The following is a 22,113-nucleotide window of genomic DNA, read 5'->3' on the forward strand; positions in this document are numbered from 1 at the left end:
ATAATCCCTTATCTTTGTATCATACTTTCAGAACGGACGTAATGACCGAGGGAAAAACAGCAGTCGAAGTTGACGAAGATAAATCTGTAACGCGATTTAGTGCTTGCTTACTTTTTTCAGCAAACGCACTTTCACGAGCCATTACAGCCATCGGCGATGAGGAATTTGGTCGGTTTGGGATGTGTTACTCACACGCTTATATGTTGTGTGAAGTCGTAGGCCAACCGGGTATTACCCCATCTGAATTGAGTGAAACCTTGTACCTGACACCATCGACGATTACTCGTCTGGTTGAAAAATTAGAACAGAAACACTTGGTCCGACGGGAGTCGGAAGGTAAGAAAACACTCATTTATCCAACATCGGAGGGTATAGCCCTGCAACCCGAAATTGCCGAAGCCTGGGATCGTGTCGGAAAACACTATTCACAGCTTATTGGCGAAAACGACGTTTGTAAGTTGACACACCAGGTGTTCAAGGCGGCTCAGGCCTTAGGCTAGAGCCCCCTTAAAAAAATTTCCTATAAATATTGTTTGCACATACAACAAACCATAGCCATGAAAACGAACGACGAAACCATCGGATTAGTAAGCAGCAATGCAACAGAAACCACGAAAGATATTTGCCGCTCGCTGGCTAAAAAAGGTATCTCGGCCATTGTTGTGCAGAAGGAGGGAATCTCACACGAAGTAGATGAGCCCGCCGACCATCACCACTGGTCTGGCCAACCCGGCAAAGACCTGTTCTTCAACGGCTGGAAACTCATGTTTTAAAGAGAATTCTTTTGTATGATGTAGGAGATATCGTATCCTTCCTATAACCCTGACGGATTATAATACATCATATAGAATACATCATACATTCCTACCCCCATGAACTACATCATTACCGGCTCGTTGGGCCATACCGGCAAACCCATTACCGAAGGCCTCGTTAAGGCAGGACATACGGTTACTGTTATTACCAGTCGACACGAAAACGCATCGGCTATTGAAGCGCTCGGGGCAAAGGCCGCCGTGGGTAGCGTGGAGGATGCGGATTTTGTGAAGCAGACGTTTGCCGGTGCCCATGCCGTTTATCTGCTCATTCCCGGCAAATGGGGCGTCACGGATTGGCGGGCCTTTCAAAACCGCATCATCGACAACTATATTGCCGCTATTGAGGCCAATGATATCCGTTTTGCGGTGTTGTTAAGTAGTATAGGAGCACATTTAGGCGAGGGAACCGGCCCCGTTGACGGGCTGTTCGACGCGGAACAAAAACTATCCGCCGTATCGGGGTTGAACAATAAGTTTCTGCGTCCTTCCTACTTCATGTACAATCTCTTCGGGATCATTGACATGGTGAAAGGGGCGGGGATTGCCGGTAGTAACTTTGGCGATGAACCGGTTGTTCTCACGCATACCGACGATATTGCCGCTGTCGCCTTGCCGGAGTTATTAAATCTGGACTTTACGGGTAACCGGGTTCGTTACATCGCCAGCGATGAACGGACCGGACCGGAGATTGCCCGGGTGCTGGGCGAAGCCATTGGCAAACCCGATATGCCCTGGGTGGTTTTCTCCGATGAACAATATACAGAAGGTCTCAAACAGGCCGGCCTTAACGAGGAGATGGCCAATGGATACGCCAAACTTGGTGAGTCTGTTCGTAACGGGCGGATGCAGGCCGATTTTTATGCCAACAAACCAGCTTTTGGTCAGGTGAAGCTCGAAACGTTTGCCAAAAACGAGTTTGCTCCGGCTGTCAACGCCTGACACGCCACCCCCATTCCACACCTACTGAATTATAGGTCTGCACATTAATTTGATGCAGATCTGTTTATCCCACAGATTCGTGCAGACTAGTCGATGTCGAACTATTCTGCACGAATCTGTTTTTTTATGTACACCCCTATCGGGTATCGTATCGACACTAATTTATCATTAACAGCTTTTACACATGAAAACGGCATTGATCACAGGGGCTAACGTTGGCATTGGGCTGGCCACCGCAAAGGCACTGGCGCGCAAAGGATTTAACCTGATTCTGGTTTGCCGGAACGAACAAAAAGGTCAGGAGGCTATGGCTACCCTGAAACGAATAAATCCGGCCGTAACCGTCGAACTGTTGATTGCTGATCTGACCAATGTCGATTCGATAAAAAGAGCCGCCGAACAGGTAAATAAGACCCACCAAAAACTGGATGTGCTGATTAACAACGCTGGTTATTCACCCGACAGAATTGAGTTTGTCGGGACGGTCGAGAAATCGTTTTTTGCCAACCATATTGGCCATTTTGTGCTGACCTATTACCTGATGGATCTGCTCAAAGCGGCTGGTGAAGCCCGGATCATTAACCTCTCGTCGGCGGCTTATGCGCTGGGGAAGGCTTCCCGGTTTTTGCAGTACGACAAAAAAATATCCATTATGTCGGCCTACGGCGATGGGAAGCTGGCCAATATCCTGTTCACTAAAGAGCTGGCAAAACGCTATGCCGATGCCGGTATAACGGCCTACGCCGTACACCCCGGTGTGGTCAACACGGGCTTTGGCAGTAATTTTACCGGTGCACTGGGCTTTATGATGAACCTTGCCCGGCCGTTCATGCGCTCACCCGAGCGGGGTGCCGAAACGTCCATTTTTCTGGCCACAGCCCCGTTATCGGAGGTGACGAAACGGAACGGCAATGCGGGCGGGTCGGGTGGTTTCTTTGCCGACTCAGCGCCAAAAGCAATCAAGCATAACGACGTGACCAGCAAGCAGGCGGCCGATTTGTGGGAAAAAAGCCTGGCGTTTGTGTAGTCCGATCAAACGGCTCGCGTCAACGTAAGCGTGTGCCGCTCGTCGGCGTAGCTGTATGAAACGGCCAACTGATAACTATCACAAATCTGCCTGACAATAGCCAGACCCAGGCCGACAGAGGCATTGCTTGTGGTATCTTTCCGGAACCGAAGAAACAGACTGGCGGGGTCTGTGGCTAAGCCAGGGCCTGTGTTACGCAGCGAGAGGTGGTCGGTCGAAGAGCTTATGTCGATGCAGCCTCCTGTTACATTATGGCGAATGGCATTGCTGACAAGATTGGAGAGCAGGCTGTCGGCCAGAAAAGGCGGGAGTTGTACCTGAAACGGAGTGCCGGGCTGATACGTAACCGTAATCTGTTTGTGAAGCAGGACTTCCTCCATATCGGTAAGTCGCTGGGTTAGTTCGGCGGTTAGATCGATGGGTTGCGCATCCACAAACTGTCCATTCTCGATCTTGGCCAGTAGCAGCAGGCCCTGATTGAGCCGGGCCATTCGCCGGGATGCCTGATAAATGCTTTCAATCCAGTCCGTTTGTGCCTTTGTCAACTGCTCCGACTGAATCAACTGTTCCACTTTCGCATTGATCAGCGCCAGGGGCGTCTGCATTTCGTGCGAGGCATTTTCGGTAAACTCTTTCAGATTCCGGTAGTCATGCTGCATTTTGTCGGCCATCTTTTGCAGGACTTCGTTCAACTCGCTGAACTCCGCAATGTCGGGCTGCGATAGTCTCAGGGGTTTACTGTTGCGAAGGTCGAATACTTTAATGCGCGACAGCGTGTCGTAGAAAGGGTACCAGAGCTGGACAGATAGCCGGCTTTGAAACCAGAATGTTCCCAGCAGCAGCAGACCCAGAAACAAAGCCATTGTAATCGTGATCACTTCAATAAGCCGATACGTCTGAATCAGCGACTTCCTGATCTCGATTCGGTGCATGGTTCCCTGAATCGGTGCGTAGAAGGTGAGTTGCCGAAACGGAATCAGCTCGTCATCGTATCGGTTGCGAATAAGGGTGTCGGTAAACAATTCGCCGGTTGCCGGGGCCTGCCGCACGGGTACAACCTCTATTTTATTCTCGACAAAATAAGGGCTGCTCGACCAGGCATTGTGGGAGTGAACATAGGCTTCGAAGTCGCGCTTCTCGACTTTCAACCGGCTTTCGACCTCGTCGTAGATCAGAAACCGGATGATCTGGTAAAACGCTACGGCCGTCAACAGGTAAACCACCAGTGAGAAGGCCAGATAGATCCGGTTGGTTTTGGTGAGCAGTTTCAAGGCTGGCCAAATTTATACCCGATGCCGTAAATGGACTGCACGTAGTCGGCGGCTCCTTTCTCCAGCAGTTTACGGCGCAGGTTTTTGATATGTGAATATACCATATCAAACGAATCGGCAGAGTCGATGTTGTCGCCCCAGAGATGTTCGGCGATGGAAGCTTTCGTTAGCGCCACGTCTGTATTCGACAGGAAGTACAACAGCAAATCATACTCTTTTCTGGATAGGGTAGTGGGCTGGCCGTTCACAAATACCTTCCGGGCATTTGGCGAAACGCTGATCTCCCGAAAGCGGATTTCGGTATGACCGCCAAACTGCCGCCGACGCAGCAGCGACTTGACGCGGGCATTCAGTTCGGATAAATGAAAGGGCTTGGTCAGGTAGTCGTCAGAGCCAATCTCCAGTCCCTTTATCTTGTCTTCCAGTGCATTACGAGCCGAAATGATAATCACGCCCGTTGTGGCTACCAGTTGTTTGAGCGTCTGTATCAACCCAAATCCGTTGCCATCGGGCAGCGTCAAATCGACAATCACACAGTCGTAATTGTACAGATGAATCTTTTCATCGGCCTCCCGAAAGGTAGCCGCCGTTTCGCAGATATAGCCCTCTTTGACCATGTAGTCGGTGATACCTTCGGCCAGTCCCTGCTCATCTTCCACAACCAGTACTTTCATGCTGTTACCCGCTAAGTAGTGAACGAAGGTAGCGGTCAATTCTGGAAAGATTTAGGAATCGACGTTTCACAAATTCATTAGGTACTACCGCCACGCTACAGTCATTTGATCGCTATGTGCCCGGTAACCAAAGCTTCATCTTAACGCCGTCATTGCCTTAATCAACTCATTTTCTTCGGCCAACCGCCTGTTTTCCCAAATGTTTCCAGAATTGAGGTCGTGTTTTGCTGACGGAATCCGAGCACGAAATCAAGGCCGGATGTATTGTCTGGGATGAAACACGTACAAGTCAAGCATACCGCAGGTCAGAAATCAACCGCCAGGCTGTTCATTCTGGGAATGAGCTTGCTGGCTCTTCAGGCATCGGGGCAAGCCCTGACGCTGAATCAGGTGGTGGAGCAGAGCGTTCGGCAATATCCGTTCCTGCGCGCCAAACAGGCCGAAGTGAGCAGTGCCCAGCGACGGCTTCAGGCCACTCGAACGGAACTGCTGCCCACGGTAATCCTTCAGGATCAGTATACCTATGCCACCAGTAACAGCCTCAATAACTCCTATTTCCCCAATGAAGGCACGGCGATATCGACGTCGGGAGGTGTTCGGCCGGTGGCCATATCGCAGGCCAGTTTTGGTAGTTACACCAGTGCGTCCATCGAGTGGCGTGCCATTACATTCGGACGGGTGAAGGCCAATATCAATGCCGCCAAAGCCGATCTCCAGCGCAACGAGGCTGATTACGACAATGAGATTTTTCAGCACCAGGTTCGCACCATCGACGCCTATCTGCTTTTATTAATCAATCAGAAACTGGTGCAGATTCAGCGGAGTAATCTCGAACGGGCCGAAACGTTCAAGCGCGTTGTCGATGCCGGGGTTCGGTCGGGTATGCGGGCGGGTGTCGATAGCGCTCTGGCCACTGCCGAAGCGGTTCGGGCGCGGTTGCTGCTTCTCGAAAGCCAACAGCGCGAACAGGTGCAGCGGCTACGGCTTTCTGAACTGGCGGGCCAGCTTCAGCCCGGCATGAAGGTAGACAGCATGCAGTTTTACAGCTCGCTGCCCAACGGTACTTTCCTGTCCGATTCGCTCTCACCAAAGAACCCAACGCTGCGGTTGTTTCAGTCGCAGATCAACCTGTCGGCGGCTCGGAGTCTGGCTACCCAGCGGTCGGGTATGCCGGTTATTTCGCTGGTGGGGGCCGGCAATGCCCGTGGCTCCGGCTTCTCGAACCAGGGCGATATTTTTCAGACGAATCAGTTAAACGGACTGGGGTATCAGCTGGGTAATTACCTGCTGGGCGTGGTGGCCCGCTGGAACCTGACGAACCTGTTACGGGCAAATCAGGACTATCGGGCCGATCAGTTTCTGGTCGAGCGGTCGAGACAGTTGTTCAACACGCAGCGGCTGCAAATTACCCGGCAATATCAGGAAGCCGAGACCCAGTATCAGGTGGCGCTGGAGCAGGCCAGGCAAACACCCGTTCAGCTACGGGCTGCGCGGCAGGCGTATAATCAGGCCCAGACCCGCTACCAGAATGGTCTGACCGACCTGCCCACACTTCTGCAAAGCGTCGTGACGCTCAACCGGGCCGAAGTAGACGGCTACGTCGCCACCAGCAACGTCTGGCGGTATCTGCTGCTGAAGTCAGCTGCCGATGGTGATCTGTCTTTATTCATGAATCAAGTCAGGTAGAGACGTAATTCCTTACGTCTCTACATACCAAATCCTCCTATGTACAACATCATTCGTTCCGCCTTACGGAAACCCATTTCGGTCGTTGTGGGCGTTGTGGCTATCCTGTTTTTCTCGGTAATATCGCTGTTCACGATCCCCGTCGATATTTTCCCGAACCTCGATTTGCCAACCATTTACGTGGTGCAGCCCTACGGGGGTATGGCCCCCGACCAGATGGACGGTTTTATCGCTACCCGCTATCAGGACCACTTCCTGTATGTGTCGGGTATCCGCGACATTGACATAAAAACCATTCAGGGACTGTCGCTCATTAAGCTGCAATTCTATCCGGGTACCGATATGGCGCAGGCAGCCGCTGAAGTGGCCAATAACGTGTCGCGTGCGAAGGCATATATGCCCGAGGGCACGGTGCCGCCCCAGGTTGTGCGTTTCGATGCCAGTTCGGTGCCGGTGGGGCAGCTGGTCTTCGAAAGCCCCACGCGTTCGCTCAACGAAATTCAGGATTATGCGTCCTCGCGGGTGCGGCCCATGTTCTCCCGCATTCCGGGGGTGTCCAGTCCGCCCCCCTTCGGTGGTAACCAGCGAACCATCGTTGTTCGGGTAAATCCGCAGCTGGTGCGGAGCTATCAGCTAACGCCGGAGGAGGTGATCAAATCCATCGTTACCAATAACCAGCCGTCGCCAGCCGGAAACATCCGTATTGGCGAGAAAACGCTGATGACGCCCGTAAACTCGCTGGTCAAGAAGCCGGAGGATTTTCTGAACATACCCATACGTGTAGGGTCTGGCCCAACGGTTTTCGTGCGCGACATTGCGACGGTGGAGGATGCCGCCGACGTAACCGTGAGCTATGCGCTCGTGAATGGCCGCCGGGCGGTATACATTCCGGTGGTGAAAAAGTCGGATGCGTCGACGCTGGATGTGGTCAGCAACATCCGCAAAGCCATGCCGGAGCTGCAAAAAGCGGTGCCGGAAGATGTGAAAATCTCCTACGAATTTGACCAGTCGGTTTACGTAACCAACTCGCTGAAAAGCCTGGTAACGGAAGGGATTCTGGGGGCCGTGCTGACCGGTTTGATGGTGCTGCTTTTTCTGCGCGACTGGCGTAGTGTGATCATTGTGGTCCTGACAATTCCGATCTCTATTTTGTGCGCCGTGATTTTGCTGAACCTCTTTGGGCAAACGATCAACATCATGACCCTGTCGGGGCTGGCGCTGGCTATCGGGATTCTGGTGGATCAGGCCACCGTCAGTATTGAAAATATTCACCAGCATCTGGAGATGGGGCGGCCGAAAGCGGTGGCGATCTGGGATGCGTGTAAAGAAATTGTTTTTCCCGAATTCCTGATCCTGCTGGCAATTCTGGCGGTGTTTGCACCCGCCTTTGTCATGAGCGGTGTGCCACGTTCGATGTTTCTGCCGCTGTCATTATCGGTTGGTTTTGCCATGATCGCGTCGTTCCTGCTGTCGCAGACGTTTGTGCCGGTACTGGCTAACTGGCTGTTGAAAAGCCACCCGCACCACGAAGCGCCAACCCTCGCCCTCGACGCCGAAGAGCGGCACATGATCGAGCAGGAAGGCACGCATCCCGTAGCCAACGCCACCGGATTTGACAAGTTCAAGCAACGGTATTCGGCAGCCCTCGAAAAAATCCTGAATCGGCGCAAATGGGTCGTTGGCGGGTATCTGGCGGGCAGCCTGGTCATTATCGGCCTGTGTTTCTCGTTCATTGGTACCGATATTCTTCCACACGGCAACAGCCATCAGTTTCAGATGCGGCTTCGTATTCCGGATGGAACACGGGTTGAACGCACAGAAATGGCAACGCTGAAAGTGCTCGATATCATAAAGCAAACCGTTGATAAAGACGGGCAGCATCCTGACGCGGTCGAAATTTCATCGGCTTATGTCGGCACCGTGCCTTCCAGTTATGGTACGTCGAATATTTTCGTGTTCAACAGTGGGCCGCATGAGGCTGTGCTGCAGGTATCGCTGAAAGAGGAGTATCCGGTAAAAATGGATAACCTGAAAGAAGAACTCCGGGCCAATATTGCCAAAGCTTTACCAGCCGCCAGCATTTCTTTCGAACCCATTGAGCTGACCGAGAAGATCATGAGTCAGGGGGCATCGACTCCCATTGAGGTAACGGTGGCGGCTAAAGACCTGAAGGAAGCGGGGCGATTTGCCAATAAGATTCGGGAGCGGATGACGAAAATTGATTTTCTGCGCGATGTGCAGATTGCCCAGCCCCTGTCGTATCCTGTGCTGAATGTGACCATGAACCGCGAACGGGCGGGACAGTTGGGCGTAACGTCTACGCAGGTGGCCCGGTCTATGGTGGCCGCTACTTCATCGAGTCGCTTTACGGATAAGAACCTGTGGCTGGATGAGTCGAAAGGACTGGCCTACCAGGTGCAGGTGCAGATTCCGGAATACCAGATGAGCAGTGCCGGCGACATGGGCAACATTCCGCTCAAGAGTGGCGAAATGCACCCGCTATTATCCGATGTGGCTACGTTTTCGGAAGGTACGGCCCCCGGCGAATACGACCGGGCCGGCCCAAACCGGCTGGTAACGGTAACGGCCAATCTACAGAATAAAGACTTGGGTTCGGCCCGCAAAGCCGTTGAGCAAGCCATTAAAGAAGCCGGAGAGCCTCCGCGTGGGGTACTGGTTGACATGGGTGGGCAAACCAATCTGCTGGTCGATACACTCGATAGTTTACAGAACGGTCTGCTGGTGGCCATTGTCATTATTTTCCTGCTGCTGGCGGCCAACTACCAGTCTTTCAAGCTGTCGCTGGTGATTATGGCCGCTATTCCGGCGGTGGTGGCCGGGGCCTTGCTGATGCTGCTGGCCTGTGGCGCTACGCTGAACCTGCAATCGTACATGGGTCTGATCATGTCGGTTGGGGTGTCGGTGGCCAACGCCATCCTGATGGTGACCAATGCCGAGAACTTACGCCTGGAAACCGGCAATACACGACGGGCGGTGGTCATGGCGGCCAACAGCCGGATTCGCCCGATTCTGATGACCAGTATTGCCATGATTGCCGGGATGGTGCCAATGGCTTCGGGCATGGGCGAAGGAGGAGACCAGATTGCGCCACTGGGTCAGGCCGTTATTGGCGGATTGATCGCGTCGACGCTGGCCGCCCTGCTGGTGTTACCCTGCGTGTTCACACAGTTTCAGACTAAAGCCGCCCTTCAGTCTGTATCCCTTGATCCCGAAGATCCAGAAAGTAAATTCTATCATCAGGAGACAACTGCCAGCGTGTAATAACCTATAGCTCAAGCCGATCTAATGTTCACGTTCAACTGATACAGACATGCTCTTTTCAATCGTTAACCGCTCCTTTGCTCATTCACTCTTTCGCTCTTTTTTGACAATGAAGCTCCTATTGCCGCTAATCGCCCCTGCTTGTCTCGCCCTTGGACTGGCTTCCTGCTCATCGGCCGTGAGCGATGACAAATCCGCCCGCAAAGAGCCCGAAGTCCAGGCCGTTGCCGTCGCTACGGTTCAGTCGATGCAGCCCAGCAAGCAGGTTACGCTGCCGGGTGAATTAAAACCCTGGAACCGGGTAAATATGTACGCTAAAGTAAAGGGCTACGTGCGCGATATCGCCGTTGACCGGGGCACTTCTGTTCGGAAAGGGCAGGTGCTGGCCCGACTCGAAGCGCCGGAAGTCATCTCGGAACTGAGCCAGGCGCAGGCACAGCTGCAGGCGCAGGAAGCTACGCTGGTGGAGCAAACGACCCGCGCCCGGGCCAGTCGGCTAACCTACCAGCGGCTGGTGCAAACGGCCAAAATGGAGGGAGCCGTGTCGGCCAATGAAATTGACCAGGCCCAGGCCAGAATGCAGGCCGACAGCGCTATGGTAGCTGTGGCGCGCGGCACGGTGCAGGCGGCCCGTTCCAACTACCAGGCCAAAACCGAGCTTCGGCAGTACCTCACCATCACGGCTCCCTTCGACGGTATCGTGATCGAACGAAACATCAGCCCCGGCGCATTAGTCGGTTCGGGCGATAGCGGCAAGCCCCTGTTTGTGCTGGAAGATAACCGCATACTCCGGTTGACGGTAGCCATTCCCGAAACCTTTGCCAATCAGTTGAAAACCAAAAGCGCCGTCTCATTTACCGTCAACGCCATTCCCGAGCGCAGATTTAAGGCGACACTGGCGCGGTCGGCGGAGAGTCTGGTAGAAGCCAACCGCGCCATGATGGCCGAGTTCGACGTGAACAACGCCGGGCATGATTTAAAAGCGGGTATGTATGCCGATGTGACGCTGCCCATTGAACGGTTGGCGAAAACACTGTTCGTGCCGGTAACATCGGTTGTCAGTTCGAGCGAAAAGATGTTTGTGATTCGCGTGCGCGACAACCGGGCGCAGTGGGTATCGGTGCAGAAAGGTAATGTGGTGGATAGTCTGGTCGAAGTGTTTGGCGATCTGCAGCCCGGCGTGGCTATTGTTAGAACGGCATCCGAAGAAATTCGGGATGGTCAGGCCGTAACATCTACGCGTAAGTAAGGTAAAACGGGTAAGTGTGGAGACCTTTTATGGAAGATGGGCCAGGGTCTCGTCTGCTCATAAAGGTAGTTAACGAGCGTCTGCACCAAAGTAAACTTTTGGGGTCTTGTAGCGCGGAAGCAACGTTTTTTCACTAACCTTACTCCTTGTCAATAACAACTGTTTTTACCTCAACTCCCTGGTTATGAAACGAATTAGCATTACGTTACTGATTAGCCTGATACTCGCTGTATATCAGGTAGGTTATTCGCAGACTACGATTGTCGGGAACGGCCAGATCATCAAGACACAGCGCACAATCAGCAGCTTTAGTAAACTATCGGTGCGGGTAGGCATGCGGGTGCGTATTGTGCCCGGCGATGCCGGTATACTGGATCTGGAAGGTGAAAGCAATATACTGGAGCATGTGGTGACCGACGTGAAAAACGGCGAACTGACGGTAATGCTGACGCAGAATAAAAGTTATAACCAGACCAAAGGGGTCACCGTCACGCTGCACGTTGCCAAACTTGATCAGGTGATGGTGAGCACTGGCTCTTCTGTCGAGTCAGATCGGCCTATTCAGGCCAACAAGCTAGTGGCTACGGTCGAGACCGGTAGTCGGATAACCGCCCCCATTTCAACTAAAATGCTGAAATTAACCGTCCGGGAAGGGTCACAGGCCAATCTGGAGGGAACGGCAACCGACGCTGATATCAGCCTTTCGGGAGCGGGTAAACTGAATGCGGATAAATTAACCATTGCGCACGCCAACCTACGGGTCGATGGGGCCAGTCGGGCTGATATCCACGTAACAGAATCGTTGTCGGCTTCGGCAGATGGCGTTAGTACGGTCAACTATACCGGTAACCCAACCGTGAAATCAACGGAAGCGACCGGATTATCCAAGATTCGGAAGCAGGGGAAGTGACGGGGGGCGAAAGAGTGAAAGAGCGAAAGAATGAAAGAGCGCTGGACTCACAATCACTCTTTCGCTCTTTCACTCTTTCACTCTTTCACTCTTTCACTCTTTCGCTCTTTCACTCTTTCACTCTTTCACTCTTTCACTCTTTGCCTATGAACAAAAATGGCGACGCCCAACTGGTCGTCGCCATTTTGAAACCCACTCTATGAGAAATGTTTTAGTTACCGGCCGCTCAGCGGGAAGATATAGCCGAGCGCTGCCTGTCCAAAAATTGTTTTTGAATCGGTACTGAAGCCATTATCGATATCGCCCAGTGGATAAAGTCCCCGAACTTCGATCGTGACGTGGCCCGGTCCGGCTTTCAGGGCTGCGCCAACACCGGCACCTGCTCCAAAGCCGAAGCGTCCTTTGGCACCATCAATGGATATTGTTTTTCCGTTTTCGCTGATGTTCAGTTCATAGGCGGCATAGGGGCCAACGTTCAGGAAGAAACGGTTTCCGGCGTAGGTGCCCGTTGAGAATTTAAGGAATAGGGGTACTTCCACAACATCAGCGCCTAAAGTCGATGTCGTACCGAATAGTTTAACGCTCTGGGCATACCGGGTATAGTTGATCTCTGGCTGAAAGGATACAGCTCCTTTGCCAAAGTTGAAGGTCAGGCCACCCACAAAGCCGATGGCCGGATCAATACCAGTGACTGCTTCGGTAAAAACCGGGTAGGTAACGCCACCCCGTACACCGATTCGAAAGCCGGATGTACTGCTGGCTACGCGCTCCGGCTGGCTGGTTGTCATTGTCGGCTGGGTGGTGGCTGGCTGTTGAGTTTGGGCTCGATCGGCTGTTGAAGGTGTAGTCGAGGGCGTTTTTGCTGGTTTCCGGGTAATACCATGATGCTCATCATACAGTTCCTGCTGGCGGTTGGTAGGGGTGGCCACGGTTGAACTGGCCGGCTTCGTTCGGGATGCCGGCTGTGTTGTACTTGCCGGCTTCGTTTGCGCAATCGCTAAACCAGCAGGCAACAGAGTAAGCGCCAGGAAAAACTTTAATGCTTTCATTAGGTAAGTACTGGATTAATAAATTAACTATGTAAGATTAGTCGCTAATCTACTAAATTCTGTAACAGGTCTTAGGAAACGGTCGATTCGTTTGAGGGTACGGTTGTTTTTACAAACATTTCAGCCGAAAGTTGAGTAAATAAAGAGAAGTAAATCAGTACGTATGAAAACGGAACACCAGCGCACGGCACTCATTACGGGAGCTAATAAAGGAATAGGTAAAGAAATTGCCCGGCAGTTAGCCCAGAAAGGGTATGCCGTATTTATCGGTGCCCGCGATATGGCCAAAGGACGTGAAGCCGCCGAGGAGCTTTGCGAAGCCGGTTATGAGGCAACATTTATACAGCTTGATGTCAATGACCCGGTTAGTATACGAACGGCTTCGGGTACGTTCTCACAAAAGGCCGACCATCTGGATGTGCTGGTCAATAACGCGGGTATCCTGGAAGATCATGGCGAAAATATCCTCGATCTGAATGTTGAAATGCTGAACCGCACGTTCAAAGCCAACGTAGCCGGTCCCATTCAGGTAATTCAGGAATTCTTACAATATCTGCACAAAAGCCCCAATGGAGGCCGTATTGTGAATGTATCGAGCGGAGCCGGTTCACTCGCCAAGATGAGTACATATGCACCGGCCTACAGCGTCTCCAAAACGGCGTTGAATGCGGTAACCCGGCAATTTGCGGGGGCTTTAAAGGAACATAACATTGCCGTCAACTGCGTTGATCCGGGTTGGGTACGTACCGATATGGGCGGCCCCACCGCCAGTCGGCCCGTTGAGAAAGGTGCCGAAACGATTGTCTGGCTCGCCAGCGAAGCCCCGCAGTCAGAAACGGGTAAGTTCTGGCACGACAAGCAGGAAGCGGAGTGGTAACCGGAATGTCTGAACCGGGATTTTCTGGATTTAAATGATCTACCTGATTATCCTTGACAGCTTCAGTAGTATTCGAATAGAACCTACCAGGGATAATCATTTAGATTTCTGATTACCCTTAGTAGTGTTCGACTTTGTACTAATCAGGTAAATCATCTAAATCCAGAAAATCCCGGTTCAGATAGCATCTTCACCGCTTCATACGCATTCAGCAAACCACCCGAACGGCTCAGGTTTTTGAAGGGAACGGACTGATCGGCCCGGCCGGGTTTACGTACCTGAAGGTCGGGCTTGTAGCTGCTTTTCATCAGAATATCTTTGATCTGAACGGCCGTTAGCTTTGGGAAATAGGATCGTAACAGAGCGGCTACGCCTGCGGTCATGGGGGCGGCCATGCTTGTGCCCGAAAAGCTGGCATACTGGTCATGGGGGAGTGTTGACAGAATATCGGTGCCGGGGGCGAAGAGATCGACCGTTTGCGTACCATAATTCGACGACCGGCTGGGAAGCCCGGTGTTTACCCGCCAGGTGCTGTTGCCAACGACCAGCACATTTTTCGCCACTTTCCCATTCTCGTACCGGGCTGATGGGTAGGCGGGGAGCGAATCGTAATTTTCGCCGTTGTTACCTGCCGCATGCACGATCAGTACATCACGTTCTTCAGCAAACCGGATGGCGGCATCGACCTGCTCCTTAAAGGGCGACAGGCGTTTGCCGAAGCTCATGTTAATCACTTTTGCCCCGTTTTCAACGGCGTATCGAATGCCGTTGGCTACATCTTTATCGCGCTCGTCGCCATTGGAGGGTACCACAGAAACGGGCATGATGAGTACATTATCGGCCACGCCATCAATGCCTTTGCCATTGTTGCGTTTGGCCGCAATGATACCGGCCACGTGGCTCCCATGCACGGCTAACTGCTGCGACTGACCAATCAGCATACGCGGACTTCCATAATACCGTTCGGTTGGATTGGCCGGGTTGTCGCCAACGGTGGCTCTTGGGTTGTAGTCCGGATTGAAGGCAATGGTAGCTTCGCTGCCCATAATTTGCCTGAACCGCTCCCAATTTTTCCGAATGAGGGTTAAATAAAATTTGAATGGGCCATACTGAGTTACATAGGCTTCGGCCAGAATGCCTTTGACGGCTAAAGCCACAGAATCTGTTCCCGTTTCAACCTCACGAATGGCAGTGGCACTCGTTTGGGCATCGGGTAGTTTCGCGCTGATTTGATTCGCGATCTGCCAGAACCGGGCTGTGTCGGCAAAGGCTATACGTTTGGGCTGGCTCGCCTGATACCGCTTCAAAAACTGGGCCTTCGCTTTCTGATAAGTTTCGTATTGCCGTTTTTCCGATGGGCTAAGTTTAGCGGGATTGGCGGCATCGTATTTATCCTTCAAGAGAACGTAGGTCTGGGTAATTTCGGGTTGGTCATACTCATAGGTTGTTCCATCCTTGGCCCCCATGAAATTCCAGCCGTTCACATCATCCGTATAGCCATTTTTATCATCGTCGGTCTGGTTGTCGGGCGTCTCTTTGGGGTTCTTCCAGATCACGTCGCGCAGGTCTTCGTGAGTTATATCAACGCCCGAGTCCAGCACGCCAACGATGACGGGCACGGAGGGTTTTCCTTTAAGCAGTTCATAAGCCTTGTACAAACTGATACCGGCCACTGAGTCGAGAGCGGGGTCGAGGTACGGCCAGTTGTGCGGAGGCTGGCTCAGGGTCGGCCGTTGCCGGACAAAGGGTGCTTTCGACGCAAAAGCCTGCTGGCGTTCCGGGCAGTCATCCCGAATAAATTGCAACGACAGCCCTTCGCCGTTATTCAGGTAAACAAGGCGATAAAGTCCTACCTGGCTCAGGCCGCACGGGCTTTGGCCCGACATTTTCTGTAATGCCAGCGTGTCGTTTACCTGCTGATACCGCATCGTTTCCAGTGGCGTGGTCTCATTATCCGGTGTCACAGACAGCGTGTCATTCCGAAACAGCAACGTTACGGGCACCTCGTCCGGCGCGAGCACTACGCCTTTCCAGCGTGTGTTGCGAATGGGCAACTGCGCCTGAGCTGCGGTGAATAGGCTGGTTAGAGCAAGCGTATATAGTAGACGGACAAGGTGTGCAGGCATGATGAATTTCGTTGACTTCTGTCTAAAAATAACGCTTAAAAAGAAGATAATGATGTGCTGTTGTAGTACTGACGGTCACCGGGCCGACGCTCGGCACTACATATAAATCAAAAGGTCCCCGTTTTCACGGAGACCTTTTTTAGTGATTAAAACCATATTGCTTAGTAACCCGGATTCTGCTGTTTGGCCAGCGTTGGGTTGTTCAGCAGCTCTTCGGCCGGGATTGGCCATACAAAACGGAAATCGCTGTAGGGGATACCCGCCTGTAGCCTGAACGTTGTAGCCGGGTTGTTGGTGTACAGCGGAGCAAAGTTCGTGATCGAAATATCAGCTTTAGCCGGAATACCATCCGCCTGTTTGAAGTCGGCGTCCTGGGCCAGACGGTGAATGTCCAGCCAACGCATACCTTCTGCCAGAAACTCGGGACGGCGTTCGTTGATGATGGCCCGAACCAGATCTTTGCCGGTGGCAAAGCTAGCGGCCGTGTACTGGTTAGCGGCATCCGTCACTGACCGGTTCCGTACGGCACTCAACAGAGCTACCGCCCGCGCATCGACACCCGTGCCACTACGGCCCAGGGCTTCCGCCAGGTTCAACAGAACTTCAGCATAGCGAATGATTGGCGCGTTCTCTGTCCGGGTCGTTACATCCGGGTATTTGCGGGTGAAGTTACCCCCTTTCCCGGCTGAGCCTGGGGTATCGGCGGCAAAAGCTGTAGCTGATTTCCGCAAGTCTGTAGCGGGGAAGAACGGCTGGTTCCACAGGATCGGGCTGATCAGGATAATACCCCGGCCCGTTGTACTTACTGCTGAGTACATCGAAGCAGGAGCACCGTTTACGCCGGCATTATCCACGTCGTTGTTTTCGACCGAGAAAATCGACTCCGTGTTGTTCTTGTTCGCCGAACCAAACGCGCCCAGTGGCGATGTGGTCAACGCATAGGCCCCAATCGGGCTCGTGAAGGGAGCCGCCGTTGGAACGAGTTTATTGGCTTCTTTGATCACTTCGGCCCAGTTGTTCTGGTGCAGGCGAACCCGCGTTTTCAGCGCGATGGCTGCGCCTTTAGTCGCACGCGTGATCTTGATATTACCGGTTCGCGTTTCCGGTAGCTTCTCTTCGGCGTAGTTCAGATCTTCGAGGATCTTGTCGTACGTTTCAGCCACTGTGTTGCGGCCCTGCTTGATGGCTTCGTCAACCGACGAACCACCCGTTACGGCCGTAGTCCGATAGGGAACACCACCGGCAGCGGCTGTTGGATTGTCGCTATACGGACGGGCGAAATTCACGACCAGATAGTGGTGTGCCATAGCGCGCAGGAACCGGCACTCCGCTTCGTAGGCGTCAATTTGTGCCTGTGTCAGAGCCGCCGATGGCGTTGCTGTTTTCAAACCGGCAATAACCACGTTGGCCCGGTTGATCATGGCGTACGCATTCTGCCAGTAATACACGTTGTTTGGCTGCGTAGGGTCGTAGTTGTTCTGATACGTGACGGCGTAGAAGGTTGCTGCCAGCGCCATATCTTCACCCCGCATGTCGCCCTGTTGCAGGTGGGCAGCGCCAAATGCATAGCCCCGAACGGCGCCACCGGCATAAAAACCGGATTGACCACCGTCGTATACGCCCGCCACGGCCAGCGCAATACGCTCGGGTGTCTGGAAGGCCGTTGTTTCTGACAGAGCCGTTTGTGGCTCCAGATTGTTCACGTCGCAGGATGCTAAAAACAGCGATCCGCTCAGAACTAAATATAAAGATGAGTTCTTGAAATTCATGGAGTAACTGTTGTTTAAAAGCCGATGTTCAAGCCAAACGTGGTCAGACGCAGTTGCGGGTTGGTGTTGTAGTCAATACCAAACTCGCTGTTGGTGTCGCCGTTGGCGTTGGCTTCAGGATCGAGGCCTTTGTATTTGGTGAATGTAAAGGCGTTCTGAACCTGAGCGAACAAACGTACACTGCTGATGGGGAAACCACCTTTGTTCAGCAAACCTTTAGGCAGTGTGTAGCCTACGATGATGTTCTGAATACGGACGAAATCGCCGTTTTCTACAAATCGGCTGATGGCGTTACCCGTTTGGTTAACGATTCCACTCTTCGACAGGTACACTCTTGGTACATCCGTTACATCACCCTCTTTCTGCCAGCGGTTCAGAATTTCGCGGCCGTTGTTGTTGAAGTCGTTGTTCAGCAGGGTCTCCTGACGGGTTACGTTCATGAGTTTGTTGCCGCCCGAGAAACGAACGAACACTTCCAGATCAAGTCCTTTGTAGCTGAACGAGTTGATCAGACCGCCGTAAAATTTCGGGTTGGTGTTGCCCAGAATAACCCGGTCGGTGGTTGGGCTCAGGGCCGCACCGCTGGTGTTGGTCAGGCTGTTTGGTGCAGCCGGGTCGAGGAAGGAGTAGCCCGTCGACACGATGTCACGCTGTACAACCCGGCCATCGGCTTTGTAGTACATGGGGTTACCATTCGATGGGTTAACACCCGCATACCGATAGCCATAGATAGCGCCTACCGATTCACCCACGCGGTTGATGTTGTAGGTGAAAATAATGTCCTGGTCAACGCCTTCGTTGTTTTTGGTCAACGCGGTGATTTTGTTGTTCAGGGTAGTGAAGTTGGCACTCACGTTCCAGCGGAATCCATTGCGGTTAATGGCTTCCACATTTACTGCCGCTTCAAATCCTTTGTTGACCATCGCCCCCACGTTCTTGTTGATCGAGTTGTTGGGGATACCTACCGAACTTGGCGTAGGAGCCGCCAGAATCAGACCATCGATGTTGTTGCGGAAATAATCCAGGCTCGCGGTGATCCGGTTGTTCAGGAAACCAAAGTCGATACCGTAATCTTCCTTCTGGCTACGCTCCCAACGCAGGTCCGGGTTACCCGCCTGGTTGAAGGCAATACCGTTTTGCGAGGCATACTGACCGGCACCGAAGGTTCCTACGTAAGGGAATGATCCGATATCCGTGTTCCCTACTTCAGCATAGCTGGCCCGTAGTTTGAAGTCGTTCATGACCCGGCCAACGCTGGAGTTCTTATAGAAATCTTCCTGCGACAGGCGATAGCCGATCGATCCGCCTTTGAAGGTACCCCGGCGTGTAGCCACAGGCAACGACGACAGACCATCGTTACGCGCACTGAACGAGGCCAGATACTTGTCGCGGTAGCTATACTGGATACGACCGAAGTACGAATCGAAACCGTTCGGAACAAACGTACCGCTGGATGTCTGCGTTGAGTACGAACCCGTAATCAGGCCATTTTGCAGGAAGAACAGATCCGAGAAGCTCTGACCGCCTGCCGTGAAGGAAGACGTCGTCGTTTTCTGGAACTCCGTACCCAGGGTCAGGTTGACGTTATGTCCGCCGAAATCACGGTCGAAGTTCAGGACGTTCTGCCAGTTCCAGCGCAGTACTTCACGCGATACCTGGCTGATCAGACCATTGCTGCCCCGGCCATCGCCATGACGGGGGTCCCACGACTGGAAGCTACGAACGCCGGTGTAGTCAGCGCCTAACTGCGTACGCAGGCTTAAACCACTGAATGGCGTAACCGATAGGTAACCTGTTGGCAGCACCCGGGTTGTAGCCGCATTGAACTTGTTGTTGTCGATCACGAAGCGGATGTTCGTGTAGTTGTTGTCGATGTTCCGGGTGTTGGCACCACGGCCCAATACCGAGCCATCCGACGAGATGTTGTAGCCCGTTGGACTGGTGGGGTCATATACCGGTACGTTCGGGAACAAACGGGCAGCGCCGGTCAGGTTACCCGACAGGGCGTTTGAGCCGGTGTTGAGGCCATTGTTGATCGTACGAGCCACCTGAACCTTCGCGCCAACGGAAATATATTTGTTGATCGCGTGGTCAACGTTTGTCAGGAACGAGAAACGAGTCTGGTCATTCGGGCGAATGGCACCCACCTGTTTGTTATAGCCCAACGAGTAATAATAGGTCGTTTTTTCGCCACCACCCGAAATGCTCAGGTTATAGTTCTGCGAGGTACCCGTGCGAAGAATTTCGTTCTGCCAGTCGGTGTTGGTGTTGTTGGCATCCATGGCGGCAATGGTTCCGGCACCGGCAGCGGCACTTTTCTCGTTCGAGATTTGGACGAACTCCTGCGCGTTGAGCAGGTCGAGCCGGGTCCGGGCTACCGATGTACCCCCCTGAATGTCGAGGTTTACCCGAACGCCCGTGTTTTTCTTACCCTTCTTGGTGGTGATCAGGATAACGCCGTTGGCCGCGCGCGAACCATAAATAGCGGTTGCAGCTCCATCTTTCAGAATATCGTACGATTCAATATCCTGTGGGTTGATATCGCCCAGCGGGTTGGTTGGTGTAACACCACTCTGGTTGCCCGTAATCAGCGGAACGCCATCTACAACGATCAGCGGATTCGATCCTGAAGAGATCGAGTTTGTACCGCGGATACGAATAACGGGCGCCTGTCCCAAAATACCCGATGGCGTAGAAACCTGCACACCGGCTGCCCGTCCGGCCAGTTGCTGGTCGAAACTCGGCGTTGCCAGGTTAGCAAGAGCGGCCCCTTTCACTTCCGAAATAGCTGATGTGACGCGCTGGCGTTGCTGGGTACCATAACCAATGATCACGACCTCGCTTAGTTGCTGCGCATCGCCTGCCAGTGTAACGTTGATTGTAGAGCGGTTGCCAATAGCCGCTTCCTGTGTCGTATAGCCGATGAAGCTGAAAACTAACGTACCATTTGCAGGCGCATTGACGCGGTAGTTTCCACTGGCGTCTGTCGTTGTTCCCCGGTTGGCACCTTTTACCTGTACAGTCACGCCTGGAAGACCTGACCCGTCGTCTGATGAAGTAACGCGACCACTAACGGCTACATCCTGCGCCAGAACCGGCAAACAGAAAACAAGCGAAAGCAGCCAGCATCCCAATAAAATTTTCCGCATAAGAATGATTAAGTTAAAAACATATTGTAGAATCCCGAAAACGGGGATACAAAGTTACTCTACAGATTAATAAATGCCATCATTTTACAGTAAGGAATTTTGGAATATTCTAATAACAGCGCCTACAAGTGCAGAAGCGACCTGTAATTTTTGGCGTTCACAAGCACCGTTTGATAAAAACATTCAAAAAACGGCTGGATTGCACTGGTTTTGTCGGCTTGCTGATCTGTATAAGTTTATGCAAACCTTTTCTAGAGTTCAGAGTTATATTAATTATGTTATATATGATGTTATAATATCGAATCATAAGTTATTGATGTACAGTAAAATAGATCATTTATTTACTTATTAAGGCTGTTTTGTGCTAGATTATATTCGTAGTTTTCATCACAGTATATACTTAGTCCACTGAATTACTTAGTCAATTTTTTGAGAAAAATAATATCTCGAAAAGTTTAATTATTCCAAGATAATATCATTAAAAAGCCATTAAAATTGATATTTTATATGGTGAGTTCAGGGTATTTTAGAATTGGTCTATAAATTTTTCTAATTGTACAATTCCGATAAATACTCAATTTTTTAATTAAGGTTGTGAGTAGTGTTTATTGCAGAAATATTAAACAATTAGTTAGCTGAAATGCCCATAACTCTTACCCATTCGGTGGATGAATCATGGCTAACCTGCTGATTAATTGTCTCGTAGGCTACAAAAAAAGGCACCGACCTGTTGGGTCGGTGCCTTACTGTAGGATAGAACGAAGCGTTATGCCCGAACCCGAACCCGGTATTCCATCGGTACAACGGTCGTATTATCGTCAAGCGTAACAAGGAAGAAAAACTGCATGTCCGAAAAGGTTACAATGCCCCCAGTAGTCGTGCTGGGCATGGCGGCCAGCTTTCGAAATGCCAGATAGTTCGCAATTGTTGTTGTGAACGTAGCCGTTTTACCACTCACCGAAATCTTCGATGCCAGGGTATTCGCCGTTGTTTTAAACGTATTCTGGTTCAAACTGGCATTGATGGTCGAAGCACCCACCTGGGTTATTTCCTTAAACGAGCGTGGGCTTGCTTCAGGAAGGGTCATTGTAATACTAATGTTTCCGCCACCCGCAATAGACGTTTCGCCAATTGGGATACGTTCGAAATACTTGAAATTGGTGAACGTGATCGCGTTGTCAGTTGCCTGGGCATCGCGGATTGAAACGATGTCATCTTTCGTACAGGCTGCTGCCAGGAACAACAGAAGAAAGCTGGCTATATAACTTAGTTTTTTCATGATCTTGT

At 52.1% G+C, this 22,113-nt stretch carries 16 protein-coding genes; 9 read left to right on the forward strand and 7 right to left on the reverse strand.

Annotation, left to right across the window (positions count from 1 at the left end; translation table 11 throughout):
• The first annotated feature begins 41 nt into the window (after nt 1-41).
• The 4 genes from ACYVK4_RS27115 to ACYVK4_RS27130 all read left to right on the forward strand — a co-directional run bounded on the left by ACYVK4_RS27115 (nt 42) and on the right by ACYVK4_RS27130 (nt 2,784).
• A complete protein-coding gene (locus ACYVK4_RS27115) occupies nt 42-500 on the forward strand; it encodes a MarR family winged helix-turn-helix transcriptional regulator (protein WP_461130753.1) in 459 nt (152 codons plus the stop codon).
• Nucleotides 501-557: 57 nt separating this feature from the next.
• Complete coding sequence (locus ACYVK4_RS27120) at nt 558-773, forward strand: hypothetical protein (RefSeq protein WP_461130711.1); 216 nt, start codon at nt 558-560, stop codon at nt 771-773.
• A 99-nt stretch (nt 774-872) separates the two neighbouring features.
• On the forward strand, nt 873-1,757 hold the full coding sequence (locus tag ACYVK4_RS27125) for an NAD(P)H-binding protein (RefSeq protein WP_461130712.1): 885 nt from the start codon (nt 873-875) through the stop codon (nt 1,755-1,757).
• Nucleotides 1,758-1,941: 184 nt separating this feature from the next.
• The gene (locus tag ACYVK4_RS27130; protein ID WP_461130713.1) at nt 1,942-2,784 is read left to right on the forward strand and encodes an SDR family NAD(P)-dependent oxidoreductase; all 843 of its coding nucleotides are present in this window, start codon (nt 1,942-1,944) and stop codon (nt 2,782-2,784) included.
• Nucleotides 2,785-2,789: 5 nt separating this feature from the next.
• Here the strand turns inward: ACYVK4_RS27130 and ACYVK4_RS27135 are convergent, their stop codons facing one another.
• Nucleotides 2,790-4,055 carry a sensor histidine kinase gene (locus tag ACYVK4_RS27135; RefSeq protein WP_461130714.1) on the reverse strand — a complete coding sequence of 422 codons (1,266 nt, stop codon included), beginning with the start codon at nt 4,053-4,055 and terminating at the stop codon, nt 2,790-2,792.
• Nucleotides 4,052-4,729: a response regulator transcription factor gene (locus tag ACYVK4_RS27140; RefSeq protein WP_461130754.1), complete on the reverse strand. Its 678-nt coding sequence runs from the start codon at nt 4,727-4,729 to the stop codon at nt 4,052-4,054. The genes ACYVK4_RS27135 and ACYVK4_RS27140 overlap by 4 nt, the downstream gene beginning before the upstream one ends.
• A 273-nt stretch (nt 4,730-5,002) precedes the next feature.
• Between ACYVK4_RS27140 and ACYVK4_RS27145 the strand changes: the two genes are divergently transcribed.
• From ACYVK4_RS27145 to ACYVK4_RS27160, 4 genes are all read left to right on the forward strand, one after another.
• Nucleotides 5,003-6,415, forward strand: a complete 1,413-nt coding sequence (locus ACYVK4_RS27145; RefSeq protein ID WP_461130715.1) for a TolC family protein — start codon at nt 5,003-5,005, stop codon at nt 6,413-6,415.
• 39 nt (nt 6,416-6,454) lie between these two features.
• Nucleotides 6,455-9,697 (forward strand): efflux RND transporter permease subunit, encoded by a 3,243-nt coding sequence (locus ACYVK4_RS27150; protein WP_461130716.1) that lies wholly within the window; start codon nt 6,455-6,457, stop codon nt 9,695-9,697.
• 49 nt (nt 9,698-9,746) lie between these two features.
• Nucleotides 9,747-10,946 (forward strand): efflux RND transporter periplasmic adaptor subunit, encoded by a 1,200-nt coding sequence (locus tag ACYVK4_RS27155; protein ID WP_461130717.1) that lies wholly within the window; start codon nt 9,747-9,749, stop codon nt 10,944-10,946.
• Between the two features lie 184 nt (nt 10,947-11,130).
• The gene (locus ACYVK4_RS27160; protein WP_461130718.1) at nt 11,131-11,856 is read left to right on the forward strand and encodes a head GIN domain-containing protein; all 726 of its coding nucleotides are present in this window, start codon (nt 11,131-11,133) and stop codon (nt 11,854-11,856) included.
• Between the two features lie 215 nt (nt 11,857-12,071).
• Here the strand turns inward: ACYVK4_RS27160 and ACYVK4_RS27165 are convergent, their stop codons facing one another.
• Nucleotides 12,072-12,905 (reverse strand): porin family protein, encoded by an 834-nt coding sequence (locus ACYVK4_RS27165; protein ID WP_461130719.1) that lies wholly within the window; start codon nt 12,903-12,905, stop codon nt 12,072-12,074.
• Nucleotides 12,906-13,068: 163 nt separating this feature from the next.
• Between ACYVK4_RS27165 and ACYVK4_RS27170 the strand changes: the two genes are divergently transcribed.
• Entirely contained in the window at nt 13,069-13,782 is a 714-nt protein-coding gene (locus ACYVK4_RS27170; protein WP_461130720.1) for an SDR family oxidoreductase, read from the forward strand.
• A 152-nt stretch (nt 13,783-13,934) separates the two neighbouring features.
• Here ACYVK4_RS27170 and ACYVK4_RS27175 read toward each other — a convergent pair whose 3' ends face one another.
• From ACYVK4_RS27175 to ACYVK4_RS27190, 4 genes are all read right to left on the reverse strand, one after another.
• Nucleotides 13,935-15,908 (reverse strand): S8 family peptidase, encoded by a 1,974-nt coding sequence (locus tag ACYVK4_RS27175; RefSeq protein ID WP_461130721.1) that lies wholly within the window; start codon nt 15,906-15,908, stop codon nt 13,935-13,937.
• Nucleotides 15,909-16,069: 161 nt separating this feature from the next.
• A complete protein-coding gene (locus tag ACYVK4_RS27180; RefSeq protein WP_461130722.1) occupies nt 16,070-17,677 on the reverse strand; it encodes a RagB/SusD family nutrient uptake outer membrane protein in 1,608 nt (535 codons plus the stop codon).
• Between the two features lie 14 nt (nt 17,678-17,691).
• On the reverse strand, nt 17,692-20,826 hold the full coding sequence (locus tag ACYVK4_RS27185) for a SusC/RagA family TonB-linked outer membrane protein (protein ID WP_461130723.1): 3,135 nt from the start codon (nt 20,824-20,826) through the stop codon (nt 17,692-17,694).
• 766 nt (nt 20,827-21,592) lie between these two features.
• A complete protein-coding gene (locus ACYVK4_RS27190; RefSeq protein ID WP_461130724.1) occupies nt 21,593-22,105 on the reverse strand; it encodes a hypothetical protein in 513 nt (170 codons plus the stop codon).
• Nucleotides 22,106-22,113: the final 8 nt, after the last annotated feature.

Source organism: Spirosoma aerophilum, from assembly GCF_054782495.1.